This is a genomic window from Pseudomonas oryzae (assembly GCF_900104805.1).
Taxonomy (GTDB): domain Bacteria; phylum Pseudomonadota; class Gammaproteobacteria; order Pseudomonadales; family Pseudomonadaceae; genus Geopseudomonas; species Geopseudomonas oryzae.
The window spans coordinates 1,500,031-1,523,053 of record NZ_LT629751.1 but is presented as its reverse complement, the minus strand read 5'-3'; the positions used below and the strand labels follow the sequence as shown (position 1 = coordinate 1,523,053).

Below are 23,023 nucleotides of genomic sequence, written 5' to 3'. Positions count from 1 at the left end.
GATCAGTTAAGGGCGCCTTTCAGGCCCTTGCCCGGCTTGAAGCCCGGCACCTTGGCGGCGGCGATCTGCACTGTCGCCCCGGTCTGGGGGTTTCGGCCTTCACGTGCGGCCCGCCGCTTCACCTCGAAGGTGCCGAAGCCTACTAGGGTGACGCTCTCGCCCTGCTGCAGGGCGCCGGTGATCGCGGCCATGAACGCGTCCAAGGCAGCGGTCGCCGTGGTCTTCGGCAGGTCAGCGGATGCCGCGATGGCGGCGATCAGTTCGGATTTGTTCATGCTTCGGTCCAGATTGAAGTGTGGACCACGAGTATAACCAGCGAGGGTAGCCACAGACCTGATCAGCTTCCGGAAGCTGGCTCAGGCGCAGCCTCCTGGGTGCCAGCCGGCACGGGACGGCTTAGCCCCCTTTCAAGCGACAACAGTGACAGCGCTTTGGGTCGAAGGCTACCGGTCACGGACGGCTGCAACCGGCCGATTCTGTTGAAAAAGTAGCTTCATCGGCAGCCAGCCGGCCAGGTGTGCCTGCTGTCGAAGTGGCTGTAAGCCACTTCAAGTTGCCTTTCGGCGTTTCACTGAGCGTCCTTGCTCAGGTTTGAGGGTTAATTCGAGGGTTTCTGCTCGCCGCAGGCGTACCTATCCCGTGATCGGTGGTCCGTGAGGCAGGAGCTTGGCCATGCGTCGCAGGTTTTGCACGGTCGCGGCCAAGGTGAATTCGTCAGTCGCACCCGTCAGGCCACGCAGTCGTAAACGGTCGAGTTTCATTATCCGTTTGAGGTGGGCGAAAAGCATTTCCACCTTCTTCCGTTCGCAGCGAGAGACGAGGTATTCCGGTGTCTTGGCGATGCGTCGAGCTACGTCGCGGGCAGCCTCATGGATGCTGCGGACCATCTTCCGGTTCGGTGTGTTGGGGCAGCACTTCGCTTTCAGCGGACATGTGGCGCAGTCGGTTTGGCTGGAGCGGTAGATGATGGTGTTGGCCTTGGTCACCCGCGACCTTTTCTGGGTGAAGGCGCGCCACTCACTGCGTAGCGGTTTGCCGGCTGGGCAGCGGTATTCATTGGCCTCCTGATTCCAGTGGAAGTCGTTACTGGAGAGGCTGTCGTCCTTGCGCTCGGTCTTGTCCCACACCGGCACGTGCGGCTCGATGCCCTTCTCTTCGACCATCCAGGCCAGCATCGGGGCAGTGCCATAAGCGGTATCGCCAATGAGGCGCTCTGGCGTGAGCTCGAACTGCGCCTCTACACGCTCGACCATCGTCCTGGTCGAATCAACTTCGGCGGTACGGTGCGCCGGGGTAGCTTCCACATCCATGATCACTCCGTGCTCAGTGTCGATCAGGTAATTCGTGGAGTAGGCAAAGTAAGCCGGGCCGCCTGGCGCTGCTGTCCAACGGGACTGCGGATCGGTGAGCGAAATTTTCTTGGGAAGAGCTTCAGCCAGCGCCTCTTCATCAAGGGCTTCGAGGTACTCGCGCACGGCGCGGTTGCTGAGCGCTGGATCACGCCAATCGACTTCATCTCCCGCCACCCCACGTTGCCGGCTGGCATCCGCCTTGATGATGCTGGCGTCGACGGCGAAACCTTCACCCTTGACCAGGCCGGCCGCCATGCAGCGTCGCAGCACCTCATTGAACAACCAGCGGAACAAGTCGCTGTCACGGAAACGGCCGTGGCGATTCTTTGAGAAGGTCGAGTGATTGGGTACTTCGTCTTCCAGGCCCAGCCGGCAGAACCAGCGATAGGCCAGATTTAGATGCACCTCTTCGCACAATCGCCGCTCGGAACGGATGCCATAGCAGTAGCCGACGACCAGCATGCGCACCATCAATTCCGGGTCAATCGAGGGGCGCCCGATGGGGCTATAGAAATCCGCCAGGTAGGCGCGCAGGTCACTGAGATCCAGGCACTGGTCGATGCTGCGCAGGAGGTGTTGGGCCGGGACGTGATCTTCCAGATTGAACGAGTAGAACAGACGCTGCTGCCCTCCCGGTAACTGTCCCATCATGCTGTTCGCCCCCGCGCTCGCTGACAGAGCAATTCTGCCGACGGCATAGGGAAACAGCTACTTTTTCAACAGAATCGACCCATAACTGCCTCTCGCCAATATCCCCGCACGACCGTCAGCCACGTCTGAGCCGCCCGCTGGCGACTCGCCCCGCGTCACCTACGACGTCTCGAGCAAGCCACCAGCGACCAGCCTCAGTGAGTAGAGTGCTCAAGTCCAATTTGTGCTTGCTGATACACTTCGGGGTCAGATAATGGCCATGGACGAGAGCTACTTGCATGAGATTCCATCCCGATGGTCCCTCCATACCGGATATCCTCCTGGAGCGCTGTGATGCTGGTCGCGTCGTGTTTCTGTGCGGAGCCGGAGTTTCGTTGCCATCTGGAATGCCGACCTTTGTCGGCCTCACTCAGTACGTCATAGACTTCTTTGACCCGCCAGCCGATTCAGAAATCATGGCTGCGTTTCTGCCATGGCTGGACGATCAATCTGCAGCGAATGTCCCACTCGACCAAATCTTCAACCTCCTCCACCTCGAATATGGCAAGGATGAAGTTAACGCTCTGGTCACAGAGCGGCTGAGCGCTCCCCTGAAAATTAAAGATTTTGGACGTGAGCACGGTCTGATCAAGCGGATTTCTTCGAGCCAGAGCGGCGTGCCGCAGATTGTCACGACGAACTTCGACCGATTGTTCGAGGTAGGGCAGGAGGAAAAGAAGCTGGTCCGGCACGTGCCGCCTGCTTTCCCCGACCTGAACTTCGGATCGAAGATAGAGGGGGTCACGTATCTACACGGGCGGCTGGTAGAAGTAGCCTCTGAAAGTCATCCCTACGTGCTGAGCAGCGCGGACTTCGGACGTGCCTACCTCTCAGAAGGATGGGCCACCAACTTCATCAGGCATCTGCTCGAACGATATACCGTCGTTTTAGTCGGCTATAAGGCAGAAGACCCACCAGTCAAATATCTTCTTCAGGGCCTTAACCATGACGGCCAGTATGACCGGTCTAGACTTTATGCCTTTGACCGTGGGCTTCCTGAGGAGATTGAAGCCAAGTGGCGTGACCGAGGTGTCACAGCCATAGCCTATTCCGATCATCCGGAATTATGGAGGAGCATGGAGGCTTGGGCAGATCGGGCCGATGATCCGCGCAGGTGGCGTGCATCCATAATCGCTAAAAGCCAGCAGGACCCGAAAGATCTGGCCCCTCATGAGCGTGGCCAAGTTGCTCATGTCCTTCGTACAGTGCAGGGGGCGAGATTGTTCTCGGAGGCTGATCCGGCACCTCATCCGGAATGGGTGTGTGTCATGGACGCGAATGTCCGGTCAGCCAAAGAAAGCCGCGGTTATGGCGACGATGCAGAGGTCTTCGATCCCGGGGCCGCTTATGGACTCGATGACGATATGGTGGATATCTCTGAGGATGATCGCAGGCAGGGTGTCAGCAATGAAAATCTCCTTGTCTGGCGCGATGAAGACGATAATCCACATGAGTTTCATCGGTTGGGTGGACAACAAGCCGTCGGCTTCGAGGCGCTTCCGAAAAGGCTCTGGCATCTCACTACTTGGGCTAGCAAGTCCATCGACAGCCCCGTGCTGGCCTGGTGGGCCATTCGGCAGAACGGACTGCATCCGCGACTGCTACAACAAATCGAGTGGCAAATGGAGCATTCGAAGACTCTCCATGAGCGTGCCCGTCATATCTGGAACTTGATCCTCGAATATCATCGAGACCCTCGCAATCGTCAGTGGAATGGCGACTGGTTCGACTTGAAGAGCCGGATCAATGCAGAGGGTTGGACGGCTAGTGTCCTACGAGAGTTCCGGAGGGTTGCAACGCCGAGATTGGAGATCAAACTACCGTATGGCTTGGGGCAATCCAGGCCGCCGTGCGTACCCTGGGAGAAAATTTATCTCGGCGAGCTAGGCCAGTTCGAAGTCATGATCCTTGAACGACACAACGAAGATTTAGATGTCCCCGACGATCAGTTGCAATACGTATTTGGCATCCTAGAGGAACAGCTAAACGTAGCCTCAGGGCTCCTGGAGGATATCGAGGCTGTCTACTTCCAGAAACCGACCTGCTATCCCGACCGCGAGGTCGATGGCAGAGAACACATCTCGAACCCCGGGGAGATCGTGACTTGGTTCGTCCAACTTTTTGACCGAATGGCTGCCAAGTGGCCAGAACTTGCGAATGCACACGCAATGACCTGGCCTGCGACAGAACGTTTCTTCTTCCGGAAACTCAAGCTGTATGCGTACAGCAAAGTAGATGCCTTCGAGGCCGACCATGTAGCCAAAGAAGTTTTGTCTTTAGATCAGGAGACATTCTGGAGCGTCGACGTGGTCCGAGAGCTTCTTTTCCTATTGGTGGACCGATGGAGGGAGTTCTCTCAGGAGAGCCGGAATCAACTCGCCGACCGCATCTTGACGGGCCCCGATCAGCTTTCCCACTGGCCTGACGAGGAGTTTCATTGGTTGCGGGATAAGTTCGCCGCCAGATACGCTCGGTATCTCGAACTACAGGGTTGTGAGCTGACGGCAGATCGCAGTGAAAAGCTTGCTGAGATGATCAGAGGCATTCCTGGATGGAGCGACGGTTTGGCGGTCGCGGCGGTGAGCAAAGGGGGCTCACAAGGGGGCTGGGTCGGTACGGACGAGACGCCCGACGAGCTTATGGATCTCCCTGTGAATGAGGTAATCTCCAAGGCGAAAGGAGATCTTAAGCGCGAATTCGGCAGCTTCACCGAGAAGCGGCCCTTCACTGGTTTGGTGAAAGCCAATCCGCGAAAGGCGTTGTCTGCGCTGACGATTGCAGGAAGGGCGGGAGACTACCCTGAGGCGTTCTGGTCGTCCATGATCAATGAACTTCCCGCAGACATCACGCCTAGGCTGAGACGGGTATTCCTGAACCGAGTAGCGCGACTTCCACATGTGGTTATCGCCAAACTTGGCCATACCTTTGGCAGATGGCTCAGACAGAACTTGGTTGCGTTCCTTGAGTTTGATTATGATCTCGGCTTGGCAGTCTACGATTACATCGTAGATGGCATCCTGAGCGGAGGAGTAGAGGCAGCTAAAAGCGGTCTAGGCGAAGTCCGCCAAGGTGGAAAAGTCATTCAACGGTCCCGGCGCACATTTTCCCATGCGATCAACGGCCCAATCGGAATGTGTGCTGACGCCCTTTTTCATGCAGTGCCCGGAGAGAAACAGGAGGCCTATTCACTAATCCCAGAGCACATCAAGTCTCGTGTCGAACGCCTCTTTGCGGCACCAGGTGAGGGTTCGGATCATGCCGTGTCGATAGCGAGCAGAAATCTGAACTGGCTCATGTTTGTAGATCCCGGCTGGACTCAGAAACGCCTTACTCCAATGTTGGCGTTCGAGCATCCAGCTTCGGAACCAGCATGGAACGGGTTTCTTCATAGCGAGCAAGTGCCTTCACAGCCGTTGACAGAGATCATCAAACCGCTCCTGCTGGACCTCTTCCCGTGGGTCGAAGGATTTTCTTGGGATCGCAACCTCTCAGCGGTAGCCGCCCAATGGCTAGGCTTCTTGCGGATGTTTCACCCGAATGAACCGAGCGGCCTTTCACGAGGCGAAATGCGCTCGATCTTTCGAGCGATGTCTGACGATACTCGGAACCGGTTCATTTCCTGGTTGGGCCAGGTTGGACAGAAAAACGAGAGCGGCTGGGCCAAACACGTCATCCCCTTAATCAACGAGGACTGGCCGAGAGAACGCCGATACAGGACCTCTGCATCGATGAGGGCGTGGATCGGCCTGCTTGATGACACCGGCGATAGCTTCCCGGCCGTCTACGAAGCGGTGAAGAAGTTCTTGGTGCCAGTGGAGACAAATGACCATCCGTTCTACCGGTTCACCCGAGAGATCAGTGATGAAAAGCCGATAACCGCTCAATTCCCTGAAGCGACGCTGGATTTGATGAACAGAGCTACACCTCAGGTCCTCACCCGTCCGCCGTACGAGTTACCTAAGGTGCTAGCACTGATTGCGGAAACCGAACCTGACCTGACATCAGATCCACGTTATTTGCGCCTTATCGATCTCGTTGAGCGAAGCTAGATATCGGTCTTCATGACCGACAACCCTGTGAATCGCCCCGGGTTTCATACGCACTCGATGACCGCTCTTGGCCCAGACCGTGTAAAAACGCAGCAAGCGATGGCCATCAACTTCCGGGGATTTTCTCAGTGCCCAGGAGGCCCTCGGAGGCCCAATCAGGCGCATTCGGTGATTTTGGTTGTTATGGCACTTTCGGCTTCGGCGCGCCTGCTGGAGGGCGGCAAGAGTCGCAAAACAGGCCTCAGGCCTTCATCGGTGCCATCAAGGCATCGCTGCCCAGCAAGCGCAACACACGTTTGAGATTGTAGGCGAGCACATGCAGGCTCATCTCGGTACTCACCCGTTCGAGCGTCCTGGTGAGGAAATGGGTGGCACCCATCCAAGACTTCAGCGTGCCGAACGGGTGCTCGACCGTCTGACGGCGGATCCGCATCATCTCGGGCGCTTGATCCAGGCGACTCTGCATCGCCTCGAGCACTGCCTCATGCTCCCAGCGGCTCACTCGGCGCTCTGAGCTAGGCGTACAGTGCTCTTTCAACGCACAACCTTGGCAGTGCGAGCTCCAGTAACGGTGCAGCTTCAGCCCTTTCTCGACGCTTGAGTATCGCCAGATCAGGCTTTGTCCAGCAGGGCATCGGTACTCGTTCTTTGCTGCGTCATAGATGAAATCACCTTTGCCGAAGCGACCCGCCGCTGTAGCTCCCGAGGTCAGCGCCTTGGGCACGAAAACGGTGATTCCAGCCTCATGGCACGCCAGGATTTCTTCACCTTTGAAATACCCTCTGTCGGCGACCGCCGAGAGTTTCTTGACGCCCATGGCCTCTCGCGCCTGCTTGGCCATGGTACTTAGCTGGTCTCGATCAGCTCCATCGTTCGTGACCTCGTGGGTCACGACCAAGTGGTGCGTCGTGTCGACCGCCGCCTGCACGTTGTAGCCGACCACGCCGCTACCCCGGGTCTTCATTGAGCGGGCATCGGGATCGGTCAGGGAGATCTGTTTATCCGGTGTTTCGTTGAGCCGAACCTCGATTTCCTTGAGCTCCTGCAGCTTAGTTTTCAAGGTCGCGATCTTGTCGTGGAGGCGTTCGGCTTTGACCTGCGCCACGGCAGGTTCCTGGCGATCAGCGGTATCCAGTGCCGTCAGGTAGCGGTTGATGCTGGACTCGATCTCCTCCATTCGCCGCTGCAGCTTGGCGCTGGTGAAGTTGCGGTCGCGGTTGTTGACCGCCTTGAACTTGCTGCCATCGATGGCCACCAGCGCTTCCGAGAACAGGCCAAGCTGCTGGCACAGCACCACGAACTGCCGACAGACGCCGCGGATTGCCTTGCCGTTATCCTTGCGGAAGTTAGCGATGGTCTTGAAGTCCGGCATCAAACGTCCGATCAGCCACATCAACTCAACGTTGCGCTGAGCCTCGCGTTCAAGACGGCGACTGGACTGGATGCGATTGAGGTAGCCGTAGATGTAGATCTTCAGCAGGTCGGCAGGATGGTAGGCAGGCCTGCCGGTTTCCGCCGGGACGACACCGTCGAAACCCAACTGGCCAAGGTCGAGTTCATCGACGAAAACATCGACCACCCGCACCGGGTTGGTGTCCGCCACGTAGTCATCCAGGCTTTCGGGAAGCAGCACGCTTTGGCCTCGGTGCTCTCCCTGAATAAAACGCTTCATTGGCGTCCCCGCTGATTTGAATCCATCAAATCACAGCAAGGTCGATGCCAACGTTTTTACACAGTCTGGGCCGAAAGAGGCCATCTTGCTCATGATTCAGCGACTGGACGCAGCGCTCTCGCGACCTCAGGAAAAATGTGACGATAAAATCCGTTATCGTTACTTTCTGGCCGGCGGCCGGCCCTCGCCCGCCAGCGATCAATGCTAGGGAGGAGGTGGTGGCGACGGGAGCGTTCTGGAGGTCTGCTTGGAAGACAGGCCGGGCGTTGGTGCCGGCGGATGGCTGCTATGAGTGGAAGCCAGCCCCGGCTATCCCAAAGCACAGGCAGCCGTACTACTTTCGTCTGCGCGGTGGCGCGCTTCTGCTCTTCCCCGCCATCGGCCACCTGCCTTGCAGCGGACGGGAGATTCAGGAGTTAACGGCGCACCTTGCTCGCCGGCTCGCCGGCGATGCCCCAGTGGCTCTTGGGTACCTCGGTGATCAGTACGCGCACGCGGTCGAGCGGCGAGTCGAGGGTGCGCGCCAGCGCTTCGCTGACCTCGCGGATCATCGCTTCCTTTTGCTCGTCGCTGCGGCCTTCCATGATGTGGACATGGGCAATCGGCATGTGAAGGTTCCTCGCTAAAAAGGCCCCGGCCGATGGCCGGGGCAAAAGGGGTGACTCAGACGAAGCGGGCGGAAACGCTGCCCAGACCCTGATAGCGCACGGTGACGTTGTCGCCCGGCTGCACCGACACCGCGGCGGTGATGCCGCCGGTCATGATGAAGGTGCCGGCCGGAATGTGCTCGCCGCGCTCGGCCAGCAGGTTGGCCAGCATGGCCACGCTGGACAGCGGATGGCCGAGCACCGCGGCGCCGGCGCCGACTTCCACCACTTCGCCGTTCTTCTCCATCACCACGCCGAGGGTGCGCAGGTCGACGTCCTCGAGGTTGGCCATCTGGCCGCCGGTGATGTAGCGGGTCGACGAGGCGTTGTCGGCCACCACGCTGATCAGGTCGAACTTGAAGTTCTCGTAGCGCGAGTCGATCACTTCCACGGTGGGGATCACGTAGTCGACGGCGGCGATCACGTCGCCGATGTGGCAGCCTGGGCCACGCAGCGGCGCCTTGGTGACCACGGAGATTTCCGCCTCGATCTTCGGGTGAATCAGCTTCGAGCAGTCGATGGTGCCGCCATCCGGCACGCTGAAGTAGTCGGACAGGAAGCCGTAGATCGGCGTTTCCACGCCCATCTGCGCCATCTTCGCCCAGGAGGTCAGGCCCATCTTCAGGCCGACGGTCTTGTTGCCGCGCGCTTCCTTGCGGCGACGGATTTCCCACTGGATGTCGTAGGCGTCGGCAAAGGTCATCTGCGGGTAGTCGTTGGTCACCTTGCTGATGTCGTGGACATTCAGCTCGGCGCCTTCGACGTGCTCGGCGAGGGCCAGCACTTGCTCGCGGGTCAGGGTACGGTTCATCAGTTGTGCTCCTTACGGGCGGCCAGCAGGTCCAGCGCCACATCAACGATCATGTCTTCCTGGCCGCCGACCATGCGCCGACGGCCCAGTTCGACGAGGATATCTAGGGTCTTCAGGCCGTACTTCTCGGCGGCCACTTCGGCGTGGCGCAGGAAGCTCGAATACACGCCGGCGTAGCCGAGGCCGAGAGTTTCGCGGTCGACGCGCACCGGACGGTCCTGCAGCGGACGCACCAGGTCGTCGGCGGCGTCCATCAGGCGATAGAGGTCGGTGCCGTGGTTCCAGCCCATGCGCTCGGCGGCGGCGATGAACACTTCCAGCGGCGCGTTGCCGGCGCCGGCGCCCATACCGGCGAGACTGGCGTCGATGCGATCGCAGCCCTCTTCCACCGCGGTGATCGAGTTGGCCACGCCGAGCGACAGGTTGTGGTGGGCGTGCATGCCGGTCTGGGTCTCGGCATTCAGCACCGCCTTGAAGGCGCGCATGCGATCGCGGATGTCCTGCATGTTCATCGCGCCGCCGGAGTCGGCCATGTAGATGCACTGCGCGCCGTAGCTCTCCATCAGCTTGCCCTGAGCGGCCAGCTGCTCGGCGGGGATCATGTGGCTCATCATCAGGAAGCCGACGGTGTCCATGCCGAGCGAACGGGCGTACTCGATGTGCTGCTTCGACACGTCCGCTTCGGTGCAGTGGGTGGCCACGCGCACCGAACGGGCGCCGGCGTCGTAGGCGGCTTTCAGATCATGGACGGTGCCGATGCCGGGCAGCAGCAGCACGGTGATCCGCGCATGCTGGATCACGTCGGCGGCGGCCTCGATCCACTCCAGGTCGGTGTGGGCGCCGAAGCCGTAGTTGAAGGAGGAACCCTGCAGGCCGTCACCGTGGGTGACTTCGATGGCGTCGACCTTGGCCTCGTCCAGGGCACGGGCGATGTCCTGCACGTTCTGGATCGAGTACTGGTGGCGCACGGCGTGGCTGCCGTCGCGCAGGGTGACGTCGGAGATATAAAGTTTCTTGCCGGGATTGAAGGTCATCGCGCGTCTCCTCAGCCGTTGATCATCGACAGCGCCATGCGCTCGGCGGTAGCCAGCGCGGCGGAGGTCATGATGTCGAGGTTGCCGGCATAGGCCGGCAGGTAGTGGGCGGCGCCTTCGACTTCGAGGAACACCGAGGTCTTCAGGCCGGAGAACTGGCCATGGCCGGGGATGGTCAGCGGCTTGTCCTCGGGGATCACGTCGAACTGCACCTTCTGCTTGAGGCGATAGCCCGGCACGTAGGCCTGCACGGCCTGGGCCATTTCCTCGACCGAGGCTTCCACCTTGGCCTGGTCGACCGCTTCGGACAGCACGAACACGGTGTCGCGCATGATCAGCGGCGGCTCGGCCGGGTTCATGACGATGATCGCCTTGCCCTTGGCGGCGCCGCCGATCACCTCGATGGCCTGGGTGGTGGTCTCGGTGAACTCGTCGATATTGGCGCGGGTGCCCGGGCCGGCCGACTTGCTGGCGATCGAGGCGACGATCTCGGCGTAGTGCACCTTGGCCACGCGCGATACCGCGGCGACCATCGGGATGGTCGCCTGGCCGCCGCAGGTGACCATGTTGACGTTCAGCGCATCCAGGTGCTCTTCCAGGTTGACCACCGGCACGCAGTACGGGCCGATGGCCGCCGGAGTCAGGTCGATCAGGCGGATGTTCGGCTTGAGCGAGCGCAGGAAGGCGTCGTTCTTGACGTGGGCGCCGGCGCTGGTGGCGTCGAAGACGAAGTCGATGTCTTTGAACACCTCCATGCGGGTCAGACCTTCGACGCCCTCATGGGTGGTGGCTACGCCCATGCGTTCGGCACGGGCCAGCCCGTCGGAGGCCGGGTCGATGCCGACCATGGCACCCATTTCCAGGTGCTTGCCGTTGCGCAGGATCTTGATCATCAGGTCGGTGCCGATGTTGCCGGAGCCGATGATGGCGACTTTGAGTTTCTTGTTCATGTTCAGGCTCCCGGTCAGACGAAGCGCACGCTGGCGCTGCCGATGCCGCCGATGTCGACGCGCATGCAGTCGCCGGCCTTGACCGGCTCCAGCGGCACCAGCGAGCCGGAGAGGATCACTTCGCCGGCCTTCAGGCCGATGCCGAAGTGGCCGAGGGTGTTGGCCAGCCAGGCCACGCAGTTGACCGGTGAGCCCAGCGCGGCGGCGCCGGCGCCGGTGCTGATCTGCTGGCCGTTCTTCTCCACCACCATGCCGCAGGTGACCAGGTCGACCTGGCGCGGCGAGACGGCCTGGTCGCCGAGGATGAACAGGCCGCAGGAGGCGTTGTCGGCCACGGTGTCCTGGATCTTGATCTTCCAGTCCTGGATGCGCGAGTCGACCACCTCGAAGCAGGGGATCACGCACTCGGTGGCGGCCAGCACGTCGGCGTTGGTGATGCCGGGGCCCATCAGGTCCTTCTTGAGGATGAAGGCGATCTCGCCCTCGGCCTTGGGCTGGATCAGTCGCTCGCTGATCGGCATCACCGCGCCGCTGCTGAACACCATGGCATCGGTCAGGTAGCCGAAGTCCGGCTGGTTGACGCCGAGCATGGTCTGCACGGCCTTGCTGGTCAGGCCGATCTTCTTGCCGATGATGCGCTCGCCGGCGGCCAGGCGGCGCTCGAGCATGCGCAGGGAAATCTGGTAGGCATCGTCGATCGACAGGTCGTAGCGGCTGGTCAGCGGCGCCACGGTTTTGCGGCTCAGCATGGCCTGGTAGAGCTCGTCGCCGAGCTGCTGGATCAATTCTTGGTTCATGCAAATTCTTCCTGTTGGGCGACATCCCCCGGGGGACGCCGCCGGATTACGGGCTTGGGACGGCTAGCTCAGAGCTTGACGCAGATGTTCTTCAGCTCGGTGTAGAACTCCAGCGAGTGCACCCCGCCTTCGCGGCCGATGCCCGACTGCTTGGCGCCGCCGAAGGCGGTGCGCAGGTCGCGCAGGAACCAGCTGTTGACCCAGACGATGCCGGCCTCGATCTGCCCGGCGACGCGGTGCGCCCGCGAGCTGTTCTCGGTCCAGATCGCCGAGGCCAGGCCGTAGGGCAGGCTGTTGGCCAGCTCGATGGCTTCCTCTTCAGTGTCGAACGGACGGATGTGGCAGCACGGGCCGAAGATTTCCTCGGTGACCACCGCCGAATCGTCGGCCAGGCCGGTCCAGATGGTCGGCTGTACCCAGGCGCCGCCGGCCAGGTGCGCCGGCATCTCCGGCACGCCACCACCGGTGACCACGGTGGCGCCGTCGTCCACCGCCTTCTGGTAGTAGGAGAGCACCTTCTCGCGGTGCTTGTGGCTGACCAAGGATCCGAAGTTGGCGCTCGGGTCGTTGGGCTCGCCGATCTTCAGCGCCTCGGCGCCGGCCTTCAGGCGGGCGACGAACTCGTCGAAGATCGACCGCTCGACGTACACGCGCTCGGTGCCCAGGCACACCTGGCCGCAGTTGGCGAAGGCCGAGCGCAGGGTGCCCTCGATGGCCTTGTCCATGTCGCAGTCGGCGAACACGATGCCGGCGTTCTTGCCGCCCAGCTCCAGCGACACCTGGCGCACGCCCTTGGCGGCGGCACGCATGATGGTCTCGCCGGTGCCGGTCTCGCCGGTGAAGGTGATGGCGTCGACGTCCGGGTGGGCGGTGAGGAAGGCGCCGGCCGAGTTGCCGCCGAAGCCGTGCACCACGTTGTACACGCCGGCCGGCACGCCGGCGGCGTTCATCACCTCGCCGAGCAGGGCGGTGGTGGTGGGGGTTTCCTCGGAGGGCTTGACCACCACGGTGTTGCCGCAGGCCAGCGCCGGGCCGACCTTCCAGGTCATCAGCAGCAGCGGCAGGTTCCACGGGCTGATCACGCCGATCACGCCCTTGGGACGGCGCACGCCGTAGTTGAGCGCGCCGGTGCCGTCCGGGGTGGCCATCTCGAAGGCCTCGGTGGGCACGTTCTTGACCAGATCGGCGAACACCGAGAAGTTGGCTGCGCCGCGCGGGATGTCGATGTGCGAGGCGAGGGATTTCGGCTTGCCGGTGTCCAGACACTCGGCCTCGAGGAACTCGTCGAAGCGCGCGGTGATGCCGGCGGCGACGCGGTGGAGGATCTCGGTGCGCTCGGCCACGGTCATACGGCCCCACGGGCCCTTCAGGGCGGCGCGCGCGGCCTTGACCGCGGCGTCGACCTCGGCCTCGCCGGCCTCGTGGATCTTGGCGATCACCTGGCCGTTGGCCGGGTTGACGTTGTCGAACAGCTTGCCGCTGGCGGAACCGACGTATTCGCCGTTGATGAAGTGTTTGATCTCTTTCATGGATGCAATCTCGTTAGGCAGGGGCAATCAGGTCAGGACGGTGAGGAAGCGCTCGTTGAGCTCGCGGTCGTGGTAGAAGATCGCCTTGCCCAGTTCGGCGGCGGTCCAGGTCACCGGCGGGTGGTCCGGGTAGTGGTAGTCGCCACCGCAGAACACCTCGTTGCGGTTGCCCGAGGGATCGAAGAAGTAGATGGTCTTGCCGTGGGTCAGGCCGTGGCGGGTCGGGCCGATGTCGATCGAGGTGTTGGTCATGCTGATCAGGTCAGCGGCGCGCAGCACGTCGTCCCAGGTCTCGAGGAAGAACGAGGCGTGGTGGAACTTGCCCTTCTCGGAGTGCTGGATGAACGCCACGTCGTGGGCCTTCATGCTGCAGGTGAGGAACTGGGCGATGCGCGTGCCGTGCGGGTCGACCACCTGCTCGGCCAGATCGAAGCCGAGCACCTCAGTGAATAGGCGCAGGGTTTCCGGCAGCTCGTCGCCGTAGAGCAGGGCGTGGTCGAAGCGGGTCGCCTTGATACCCTTGAGACCGCGCGGCCAGGCTTCCGGGTTGACCTCGGAGAGCCCCCACTTGCCGGTCTGCTCTTTCTCGGCGAACAGCTCGAAGCGGTGGCCGGTCGGCGCGCTGAAGCGGATACGCCGGCCGCAGCCCTTCAGCTCGCCGGCCGGGATGCTATCCACCGCGCAGCCGAAGGCCACCAGCTCCTCGGTCAGGCGGCCGAGGGTGGCCTCGTCGAGCACCTTGAAGGCCATGAAGTCCATACCGGCCTCGTCGGCCTCGCGCAGCACCACGGAGAACTTGTCGACCTCGGTCCAGCCCTTAAGGTAGACGCGGCCGCACTCGTCGCGGTCGACCTCGATCAGGCCGAGCAGCTCGACGTAGTGCTCCAGGGCCTGGGCCATGTCCAGGACGCGCAGCTGGATGTGTCCGGGACGCATCACGCCTTTTTTCATTTCGGCACCTCTTGTATTTATCGTTGTTGTTTAAAAACTGGTTGGCTGCTTCGGGGCGCGGCTCTCAATCACGAGGTCGCTCAGCGGATACAGCCGGCAGGCCAGCACCTCCCTGGCGGCGCGCGCAGCGGCCGGGGCATGACGGCTGCTCATTGGCCCGCAGCGATATTCACCGTGCAACACGCGCACCTTGAGCCGCCGCTACGACAGCCAACCGGCAGACAACGCCGCCCTCTTCGCTCCATGGCATGCAACACATGATGATCACCTGGGCACTGAAAGCGGATACCACTGCATTGCTCGGTAATCTCGAGAATACTGTTCATCCATAACCCTCGGCGTTTGTGCGCACCTCTCACCGCTCTTGAATGGCGCGCAACTGAACTCGTTACAAGAAATGGATCGAAGCACTTGCTCAAGCGGTGCTGAAGATGCGGCGCGGGTCGATGACGAATTTCTTCGGTACGCCGGCGTCACACGTCCCGCCTGGGCTCCGGCGTACGGTCGGCGACCTGCAGATAGGCCTCGCCTAGACCTAAGCCAGCGATGGCGCGCACCGCGTTGGGGCCGAAGGACACGCCGGCACCCACCTCGCCGAACGCCGGCGCGGACTCGAACAGCTGTACCTGGAGATGGGAATGGCGGCACAGATCCAGTGGCAGGCTGACGCCGATGATGCCGATGGGCAAGGCAGGTTTGTTGTTCATGCTGGTACCCGTGATGGTTTTGTTGTTTGGGTATGACCGATCATGGCGAAGCCAGCACTATTGATAAATACACCAAACACCATACAGACTATTAGAATTGTGAATGTTCCTGCCGGCCCGGCGGAGCTTTGGCGATGACCCAAGCGAGGTTCCATGGAACTGCGTGATCTGGAGTTGAAGCTGCTGGTGGTGTTCAACCAGTTGCTGGTGGATCGACGCGTCGAATTCGCCGTAGCACTTGGGCGCCTCGTCGAGGCCGATTCACCTGCACGCCGACGATGTCGGCGATGTTCAGGCGATCCCACATGATCGCCTGCATCAGTTGGCGGTTGTACTTCATCACCGGGGGCTGGCCGGTGTGACGGAGTTGTACTTTTCGACCATCTGGCGAGCCTCTTTGAGCAACCCTATGCCGTTGGCGTATCCCTGCTTCCCGGCCTCACTTACCCAGTCTCCGTCTAGACTGCGAGCGAGCTCCATCCACCGATTCTGCTCTTGGGTATCCAGGACCAGGACATCGTTATTTTTCTCATATGCAAGTCGATGCCCCGCATCCGTTCCATAAGTATCCCATAGGCGTCCTGCATACCCCGAAAGCGTGCGTCCGCTGTTGGCGTCGATGATCTGCTGGAGGTCGGCAGGAAGGCTATCATAGCGAGCCTTACTCATAGCCAGCACCAACGCCGAATACATCAACTTTGGCATTTCTGGAGCTGTTTCCGAGTGAAACTTAACCCGCTCCTGCAGCTTGACTGAGGTAGCAACATCCCAAGGCACTACGGCTCCGTCGACTAAACCGCGAGCCAGCGCAGCAGGGAGCTGATTGATTGGTATGATTTGCGGCTGTCCACCAAACAGGCTAATCATTCTACTCTGGACCGCGTTGGACGTCCGAATTCGGAGTGCAGCGAAGTCGGCAATGGTCCGGATCGGATGCTTGCGGGTATGCAGTACCGCGCTGTCGGTAATATGGGTGGCTAATAGTTTTATACCTTGGTATTCCCGCTGGCCGTTCTTCTCCAAGAAATCCCATAGCGCTTGACTGCTCGCCTCGGCTGACTGGTTCATGAACGGCAGTTCAAATACACCCGTCAGTGGATAGGCTCCACTGCTGTACCCTGGTAAGGCCCAGACAACGTCGGCGGTTCCGCTTCGTGTTTGGTCGATCAGCTGAGTAGGTTTGCCGCCGAGCTGCATCTCTGGGAAAAAGTGAAACCGTATTCGACCACCGGACTCTCGTGTGATCTTATCCGCCCATGGCTGAAGAAATTCGCGCTGAGTAAACGAGTCGTGTGGCATAAAGTGGTGGATCTTGAGAATAATGGAGTCCTTCTCTCCACTAGAGGCCGTAGCCGCGAAGCTGAAGACCAACAATATAAATAAAAGAATCATGCGCAAAATTTCAGAACCCATCCATCCGGTCGACACCCCAAATTCATGCGCACCAATAAATTCAGCCTTATCCAACACAACCACCCCCAATTGTTATTATTGATTTTATAAAAAAATATGCCACAGCCAGACTCCACCTGACATATAGGGATTTTTAAAAAAAGCCCGCCTAATGGCGGGCAAGCCCCGTGGAACGCAGTAGGCCCCTGGACTGGATTTAAATCAGAACAGCGCCAGGTTATAGCTGATGATCAGGCGATTCTCGTCGATGCTGGGGCGGTAGTTGGAGCGCGCGACCGCATTACGCACGCGCACGCTGACGTTCTTCAGCGGCCCACTCTGCACGGTGTAGCCCAGGTCCAAGTCGCGCTCCCAGTCCTCTCCCTCGAAGTTGCGCCCGGTGTCGACGTTGTCGCCCTTCACGTAGCGCACGGTGCTGACCAGACCCGGGATGCCCAAGGCGGCGAAGTCGTAGTCGTAGCGCGCCTGCCAAGAGCGCTCGTCGGTGGAGGCGAAGTCGAAGGTCGGCAGCTCGTTGGCCAGCGGCGTCACGTTGCCGAAGATGCGCACCATACCGTGGTCGCCGGACAAGGTCTGGTAGCCGACCTGGAAGGTGTGCCCACCGCGCTTGGCCGACAGCATGCCGTAGAAGGTCTGGTTGTCGATGGCGCCGGCCAGCTGGTCGCCGTCCTCGCTGGAGTCGAAGTAGCCGAGATTGGCGCCGAGGGTCCAGGCGCCGAGCGGCTCGCTGTGCTTGAGGCTGAAAAAGCGCTGGTTGTAGACGTCCTCCAGCTGTGCGTACCAGGCGCCGACGCTGGTGCGGTTCTGGTTGAACGCGTAGTCGGCGCCAGCGTAGTTGAAGCGGTCGCTGCTCACCGCCAGCACCGCTCGGCGGCCGATCCACGGCGACATCGCGTCATCACCGGCCTCGTCGCGATGGCTCATGGCTCGCATCTGGCCGCCCTGCAGGGTCAGCCCGGAGAACTCCTGGGAGACGACGCTCGCCCCGGTGTAGGACGGCGGCAGCAGGCGGATGTCGGAGAAGGTAAGCACCGGCAGATTGGGTTGCAGCTCGCCGACCTTCAGCTCGGTTTTCGACACCCGGATCTTGAGCGCCGCCCCGGCACGGCTGTACTCGTCGGCCGGCTCGCCATCGGTGTGGCGCGGCATCAGGCCGGTGCCCAGTGCGCCGGCGCGGTCCGCACTGCCGTCCAGCTTGATGCCCAAGAGTCCGATGGCATCGACGCCAAAGCCGACCGGGCCCGGGGTGTAGCCGGACTTGAAGTTGAGGATGAAGCCCTGGGCCCACTCCTCCTGCCTGGACTGGGCGGCGGCAGGCACGTCGCGGAAGTCGCGGCTGAAGTAGTAGTTGCGCGCGCTCAGGGTGGCGGTCGAGTCCTCGAGGAAGCCGGCGTCGGCGGCCAGGGCAGTCACTGGAGAAGTCAAGGCGATGGCGATGGCGATGGCGAGCGCGAGGCGCTGCGTTTTCGGCTGCTGGATCATGGTTTTCTCTTGTTCTTATGTTTTTGGATGCCCCGCTGCCTCTCGTCGGAGGAAGGCGCGGAGGGTGTGAGTTGCCGTCCTGCCAACCTCACGACCGGCAAGACGGTAGCAACGGAACGAACTGGCAGAGAGCGGGCCTGCCGTTGCCGAAAGGCCCGCCCGGCGAGGAGATGAAGGTCAGGCCGTGGTCGATTCCACCGGCTTCGCGGCCATCACCTCAGGGCGTGGCAGCCGGCCCGGCTGGTGCCAGAGGAATACCCCGATGGCGATCGCACCCACCACGCCCGGCGCCGCGAAGGCAAGGAAGCTGACTTGCAGCGGCATCGACGCCGCATGCAGGGCACCGCCAAGCATCGGACCGATGATGGCGCCGATGCGGCCGATGCCCATGGCCCAGCCCAGCCCCGTGGAGCGGATGTGCGCGGGGTAGAACTGCACCGTGCAGGCATTGGCGAGGATCTGCGTGCCGATGGTGCAGGCGCCGGCGATGCCGATCAGCAGGTACAGCACCGGCAGCGGCGACTTCAGCGCCAGCAGGCTGAGCGAGAGCGCGCCGCCGACGAAGAAGCCCAGCAGCACCCGTCCGAGACCGATGCGATCCGCCAGCCAGCCACCACCGACGGCACCGAAGATGGCCCCGAAGTTGAGCACCAGCAGGAAGGCCAGGCTGGAGTTCAACCCGTAGCCGGCCGCATTCATCAGCTTGGGCAGCCAGGAGCTCAGGGCGTAGATCATCAGCAGGCAGCAGAAGAACGCCAGCCAGAGCATGAGGGTGTTGAGCAGGCGGCCTTCCTGGAACAGTTGCGGGATCGAGCCCTTGGCGGCCTTGCCCGTGGCGAGACTCAACTGGTCTCCCGAGCGTGGCTGGTAGTCCGGCACCGCCCGGCGCAGCAGTCCCTGGGCACGCTCCACCTGCCCCTGACGCAACAGGAAGTTCAGCGACTCAGGCAACTGGCGTACCAGCAGCGGCAGCACCAGCAGCGGAATCACCGCGACGAAGAACACCGCTTGCCAGCCCCAGCTCGGCATCAACAGCATGCCCAGCCCGGCGGAGAGCATCCCGCCAACGGAGTAGCCACTGAACATGATCGCCACCAGGGTGCTGCGCAGCTTCTTCGGCGCGTATTCGTTCATCAGCGACACAACGTTGGGCATCACCCCGCCGATGCCGAGTCCGGCGAGAAAGCGGCACAGGGCGAATTCCTCGGGGCTGCGCGCGAAGCCGTTGATGACGGTGAAGCCGCTGAACAGGATCACGCAGGTCATGATGGTCTTGCGCCGCCCGATGCGGTCCGACAGGGGGCCGAAGAACAGCGCCCCCAGCATCATCCCCACCAGCGCGCAGCTGCCCAGTAGGCCAGCCTCCAGTGCGGTCAACCCCCAGTCCTTCATCAGCGCAGGTAACACCACACCGTAGATGACCAGATCGTAACCGTCGAAAATGATAATCAGCGCGCACCAGAACAGTACACGCATGTGAAAGGCATTGAAGCGCGCCCCGTCCAGCAGGGCTCCTGCATCGATCGTACGCATGGTATGGCTCTTCTTGTCATTGTTATTGAGCCGGGGACGCCGTCTGGTGCGCCCCCGGAATGGGCAGCCGTCGCCTCAGGCGCAGGCGCTCATGGCTTCCCAACCCAGACGCGCACAGGCCGCGTCCAGGTCGGCATCGAGATCGTGGTTCCACAACCAGTCGAAGCGGGTCGCCAGGACATCCCCCAGCGCCTGCTCGTTCGCACCGACGACCGGGTCGCGCAGTTCGTACAGTTCGCCGGCCTCCCAGGAAGTTCGCTGCACGCGGCAGGCGCGGGGGCGGCGCAGGGCGTCGTAGGCTTCGAGCAGCTGGGCGAGGTTGCTGGCATCGGCTCTCACATCGCCCAGCAGGCGGGCGAGGAAGTAGGCGTCCTCCAGCCCCTGGCCGGCGCCGGCGCCTTGGTGCGGCAACATGGCGTGGGCGGCGTCGCCGATCAGGGCGACCCGACCGTGCACGTAGCCCGGCAGCTCCGCCAAGTCGTGCAGTGCCCAGAGAGTTGGCGCTGGGATGCACTCCAGCAGGACGCGCGCGGCGTCGCCCCAGCCGGTGAAGGCGTCGAGCATCTCGCGCTGGCTCGTCTCGCTCACCCAGGGGGCATCCGCGGGCCAGGTCGGCTCCGGCTGGCTGCGGTCGGAGATGAAGGCCACCACGTTGATGATGCGACCGTGCTTCACCGGGAAGGTCAGAATATGGCCGTCGAGTCCCAGATACATCTGCGGCACGTCCACCAGGTGCTCGTCGATGCCGTGGGCCTGATAGGCTTCGCGCAGGCGCTGGCTGTCGATCATCCCGCGATAGGCGCGGGTCCCGGTGTAGCGCGGCGCCTGCGGCGCCCCCCCCTGGCCTTCCAGCACATGGCTGCGCAGCGCGGACTTGATGCCGTCGGCGCCGATCAGCAGGTCACAGCGGTAATCCGTGCCGTCGGTGAACAGTACCCGCACCTCGTCGCCCTGCTGCTCGACCTGGGTGGCGCGCTTGCTGAATTGGGCGATACCTTCGGGCAGGTGGGTGACCAGCGCGTCGAGGAAGTCCGCCCGGTGCACCGAGGACTGGCCCACGCCGGGAGCGATGCTGGCCCCCAGGTAGCCGGCATCGCTACCGCGGCGCCACTCGAACCACACGTCCTGCCAGGGCTCCGGCGTACGGTCGGCGACCTGCAGATAGGCCTCTCCCAAGCCCAAGCCGGCGATGGCGCGCACCGCGTTGGGGCCGAAGGACACGCCGGCACCCACCTCGCCGAACGCCGGCGCGGACTCGAACAGCTGTACCTGGAGATGGGAATGGCGGCACAGATCCAGTGCCAGGCCGACGCCGGAAATGCCGCCGCCGACGATACCGATGCGCAAGGCAGGTTTGTTGTTGTTCATGCTGATACCCGTCATGGTTTTGTTGTTTGGGTACGACCGATCATGGCGAAGTCAGCACTATTGATAAATGCACCAAACACCATACAAACTATTAGCATTGTGAATGCTCCTGCCAGCCCGGCGGGGCGTCGGCGATGACCCGAGCGAGGCTCCATGGAACTGCGTGACCTGGATTTGAACCTGCTGGTGGTGTTCAACCAGTTGCTGGTGGATCGACGCGTCTCCACCGCCGCGGAGAGCCTGGGCCTGACCCAGCCTGCCGTGAGCAACGCCCTGAAGCGCCTGCGCACCGCGCTGCAGGACGACCTCTTCGTGCGCACCTACCAGGGTATGGAGCCCACGCCCTACGCTGCGCAGCTGGCCGAGCCCGTCGCCCAGGCGTTGCACACCCTGCGCGAAGCCCTGCATCACCAGGAACGCTTCGATCCGCTGACCAGCGAGCGCACCTTCACCCTGGCCATGACCGACATCGGCGAAATCTATTTCATGCCGCGGCTGATGGATGCCCTCACGCGCCAGGCGCCCCGCTGCGTGATCAGCACCGTGCGCGACAGCTCGGTGAGCCTGGTGCAGGCCCTGCAGGACGGCACCGTGGACCTGGCCGTAGGCCTGCTGCCCAACCTGCAGGCCGGGTTCTTCCAGCGCCGGCTGTTCCACAACCGCTACGTGTGCCTGTGCCGCAAGGATCATCCGGCCACCCGCGAGCCCCTGACCCTGGAGCGCTTCTGCGCCTACGGCCATGTGCGCGTCATCGCCGCCAGCACCGGCCACGGCGAAGTGGACACCCACATGACGCGGGCCGGCATCCGACGCGACATCCGCCTGGAGGTGCCGCACTTCGTCGCCGTAGGCCATATCCTCCAGCGCACCGAGCTGCTCGCCACCGTACCCGAGCGCTTCGCCGACTGCTGCGTGGAGCCCTTCGGCCTGACCACCCTGCCCCTCCCCGTGGCCCTGCCGGAAATCGCCATCAACATGTTCTGGCACGCGAAGTACCACAAAGACCCGGCCAACCGCTGGTTGCGACAGCTGATGTTCGAGCTGTTTTCGGATTGAGTGACAATCCGGCCTTAGCGATGCGGGCGGCAGTGATCTTGCGCAGCCAGCTTGCCCCGGATTGGCAACGGCGGGCAGCTCTTGTAGAGCGCCCGAGATGGTGTCACTGATTGTCATCAGCCGCCGCTGGAACAACATCAGCGTGAGAGTGCAACGCTACATGGCGCTTTCCGGTCGTATCAACGCCGCCAACAAGACGCACCCTATGCGAGCTTAAGCTCGATTGACACAGTGGGGATTCGCTGATTATAAATACTGAAAGTTTCGTTAGCCCTGTTCGGGCACCTGCACCAGCATCGGCGCCGAACTCGAGTACGACCGCTCGCGATGATCGAGGTTGACATGACCAGGCGTCACAACACTTCTGCACCAGAAGGCAAACCGAAGTCGCGCAGCCGGCTTTCCGTTGGCGCCGTGCGCAGCGAAGAGACCACCAATGCGATTCTCACGGCCGCCGCCGAGATACTCGAAGAGCGCGGCTACGCTGGATTCACCCTGGATGCCGTGGTGGCCCGGGCGGCGTCGAGCAAGCCGACCATCTACCGCTGGTGGAAGAACAAAGCCGCCCTGATCCGCGACGTATACGAGCGTACCGGCGAAGCCTCCCTCAAGACGCCCGACAATGGCTGCTTGGAGCAGGATTTGCGCGAACACCTGTACGCACTGTGGAACTGGTGGGACACCTCCCGTTCAGGGGAAGTGCTTCGCAGCTTCATTACCGAGCTGCAGCTTTCTCCCGATGCGCTTGAGGAGTTCCGCTTGTCGTTCCTGCCGCGCCGGCAGCAGGTCATGCACAAGATCCTTCAGCGGGCCTTGGATCGTCAGGAAATTCGCGAAGGGCCGGCCATCGAGGCGGCCATCACGCTGCTGACGGGAATCTCCTGGCTGCACCTGCTCACCGGGAATCTGCGCTCTACCGACGAACTGGAAGTAACCGTCGGGCTGATCGTCAAGGGGCTGCGCAGCGCCTGAGCAAGCCGCA

At 62.1% G+C, this 23,023-nt stretch carries 18 protein-coding genes and 3 pseudogenes; 4 read left to right on the top strand and 17 right to left on the bottom strand.

Going from position 1 to position 23,023, the window contains the following annotated elements; all coding sequences use genetic code 11:
* Positions 1-2 precede the first annotated feature (2 nt).
* Entirely contained in the window at positions 3-275 is a 273-nt protein-coding gene (locus tag BLT78_RS06895; protein ID WP_090348268.1) for an HU family DNA-binding protein, read from the bottom strand.
* 357 nt (positions 276-632) lie between these two features.
* A complete protein-coding gene (locus BLT78_RS06890; RefSeq protein WP_090348267.1) occupies positions 633-2,003 on the bottom strand; it encodes a transposase in 1,371 nt (456 codons plus the stop codon).
* 278 nt (positions 2,004-2,281) lie between these two features.
* On the opposite strand from BLT78_RS06890, the gene BLT78_RS06885 reads away from it, so the two are divergent.
* Positions 2,282-6,091, top strand: coding sequence for an SIR2 family protein (locus BLT78_RS06885; RefSeq protein WP_090348266.1), 3,810 nt, complete (start codon positions 2,282-2,284; stop codon positions 6,089-6,091).
* Positions 6,092-6,332: 241 nt separating this feature from the next.
* On the opposite strand, the gene BLT78_RS06880 is transcribed toward BLT78_RS06885, so the two are convergent.
* Positions 6,333-7,763 carry an IS1182 family transposase gene (locus BLT78_RS06880; RefSeq protein WP_090348265.1) on the bottom strand — a complete coding sequence of 477 codons (1,431 nt, stop codon included), beginning with the start codon at positions 7,761-7,763 and terminating at the stop codon, positions 6,333-6,335.
* A 137-nt stretch (positions 7,764-7,900) separates the two neighbouring features.
* Here BLT78_RS06880 and BLT78_RS21805 point away from each other — a divergent pair.
* A pseudogene (locus tag BLT78_RS21805) lies at positions 7,901-8,134 on the top strand (SOS response-associated peptidase family protein); the annotation flags it as partial.
* Between the two features lie 45 nt (positions 8,135-8,179).
* Here the strand turns inward: BLT78_RS21805 and BLT78_RS06870 are convergent.
* The 14 genes and pseudogenes from BLT78_RS06870 to salA form a co-directional block, all read right to left on the bottom strand.
* The gene (locus BLT78_RS06870; RefSeq protein ID WP_269458072.1) at positions 8,180-8,416 is read right to left on the bottom strand and encodes a 4-oxalocrotonate tautomerase; all 237 of its coding nucleotides are present in this window, start codon (positions 8,414-8,416) and stop codon (positions 8,180-8,182) included.
* Positions 8,417-8,426: 10 nt separating this feature from the next.
* On the bottom strand, positions 8,427-9,221 hold the full coding sequence (gene dmpH, locus BLT78_RS06865) for a 2-oxo-3-hexenedioate decarboxylase (protein WP_090348263.1): 795 nt from the start codon (positions 9,219-9,221) through the stop codon (positions 8,427-8,429).
* Positions 9,221-10,255: a 4-hydroxy-2-oxovalerate aldolase gene (dmpG, locus tag BLT78_RS06860; RefSeq protein WP_090348262.1), complete on the bottom strand. Its 1,035-nt coding sequence runs from the start codon at positions 10,253-10,255 to the stop codon at positions 9,221-9,223. Before dmpG ends, dmpH begins: the two co-directional genes overlap by 1 nt.
* A gap of 11 nt (positions 10,256-10,266) precedes the next feature.
* Positions 10,267-11,205, bottom strand: a complete 939-nt coding sequence (locus tag BLT78_RS06855) for an acetaldehyde dehydrogenase (acetylating) (protein ID WP_090348261.1) — start codon at positions 11,203-11,205, stop codon at positions 10,267-10,269.
* A gap of 14 nt (positions 11,206-11,219) precedes the next feature.
* Positions 11,220-12,002, bottom strand: coding sequence for a 2-oxopent-4-enoate hydratase (dmpE, locus tag BLT78_RS06850; protein WP_090348260.1), 783 nt, complete (start codon positions 12,000-12,002; stop codon positions 11,220-11,222).
* 68 nt (positions 12,003-12,070) lie between these two features.
* Positions 12,071-13,531: a 2-hydroxymuconic semialdehyde dehydrogenase gene (locus BLT78_RS06845; protein WP_090348259.1), complete on the bottom strand. Its 1,461-nt coding sequence runs from the start codon at positions 13,529-13,531 to the stop codon at positions 12,071-12,073.
* Between the two features lie 27 nt (positions 13,532-13,558).
* Positions 13,559-14,482 carry a catechol 2,3-dioxygenase gene (locus BLT78_RS06840; protein WP_090348258.1) on the bottom strand — a complete coding sequence of 308 codons (924 nt, stop codon included), beginning with the start codon at positions 14,480-14,482 and terminating at the stop codon, positions 13,559-13,561.
* A gap of 149 nt (positions 14,483-14,631) precedes the next feature.
* Positions 14,632-14,727 (bottom strand): hypothetical protein, encoded by a 96-nt coding sequence (locus BLT78_RS21695; RefSeq protein WP_231975789.1) that lies wholly within the window; start codon positions 14,725-14,727, stop codon positions 14,632-14,634.
* A 231-nt stretch (positions 14,728-14,958) separates the two neighbouring features.
* Positions 14,959-15,189 (bottom strand): annotated as a pseudogene (locus BLT78_RS06830) (salicylate 1-monooxygenase); the annotation flags it as partial.
* 195 nt (positions 15,190-15,384) lie between these two features.
* Positions 15,385-15,550: pseudogene (locus BLT78_RS21690) on the bottom strand (formaldehyde dehydrogenase, glutathione-independent); the annotation flags it as partial.
* Complete coding sequence (locus BLT78_RS06825) at positions 15,529-16,656, bottom strand: TRAP transporter substrate-binding protein (protein WP_231975725.1); 1,128 nt, start codon at positions 16,654-16,656, stop codon at positions 15,529-15,531. The pseudogene BLT78_RS21690 and the gene BLT78_RS06825, both read right to left, overlap by 22 nt.
* A 147-nt stretch (positions 16,657-16,803) precedes the next feature.
* On the bottom strand, positions 16,804-18,084 hold the full coding sequence (locus BLT78_RS06820) for an OprD family porin (protein WP_090348257.1): 1,281 nt from the start codon (positions 18,082-18,084) through the stop codon (positions 16,804-16,806).
* Between the two features lie 177 nt (positions 18,085-18,261).
* Entirely contained in the window at positions 18,262-19,617 is a 1,356-nt protein-coding gene (locus tag BLT78_RS06815; protein WP_090348256.1) for an MFS transporter, read from the bottom strand.
* Positions 19,618-19,692: 75 nt separating this feature from the next.
* Complete coding sequence (salA, locus tag BLT78_RS06810; protein WP_090348255.1) at positions 19,693-20,985, bottom strand: salicylate 1-monooxygenase; 1,293 nt, start codon at positions 20,983-20,985, stop codon at positions 19,693-19,695.
* Between the two features lie 153 nt (positions 20,986-21,138).
* Here salA and nahR point away from each other — a divergent pair, with 153 nt between their 5' ends.
* The gene (nahR, locus tag BLT78_RS06805) at positions 21,139-22,041 is read left to right on the top strand and encodes an HTH-type transcriptional activator NahR (RefSeq protein ID WP_090348254.1); all 903 of its coding nucleotides are present in this window, start codon (positions 21,139-21,141) and stop codon (positions 22,039-22,041) included.
* A gap of 342 nt (positions 22,042-22,383) precedes the next feature.
* The gene (locus BLT78_RS06800; protein ID WP_090352178.1) at positions 22,384-23,013 is read left to right on the top strand and encodes a TetR/AcrR family transcriptional regulator; all 630 of its coding nucleotides are present in this window, start codon (positions 22,384-22,386) and stop codon (positions 23,011-23,013) included.
* The last annotated feature ends 10 nt before the right edge of the window (positions 23,014-23,023 follow it).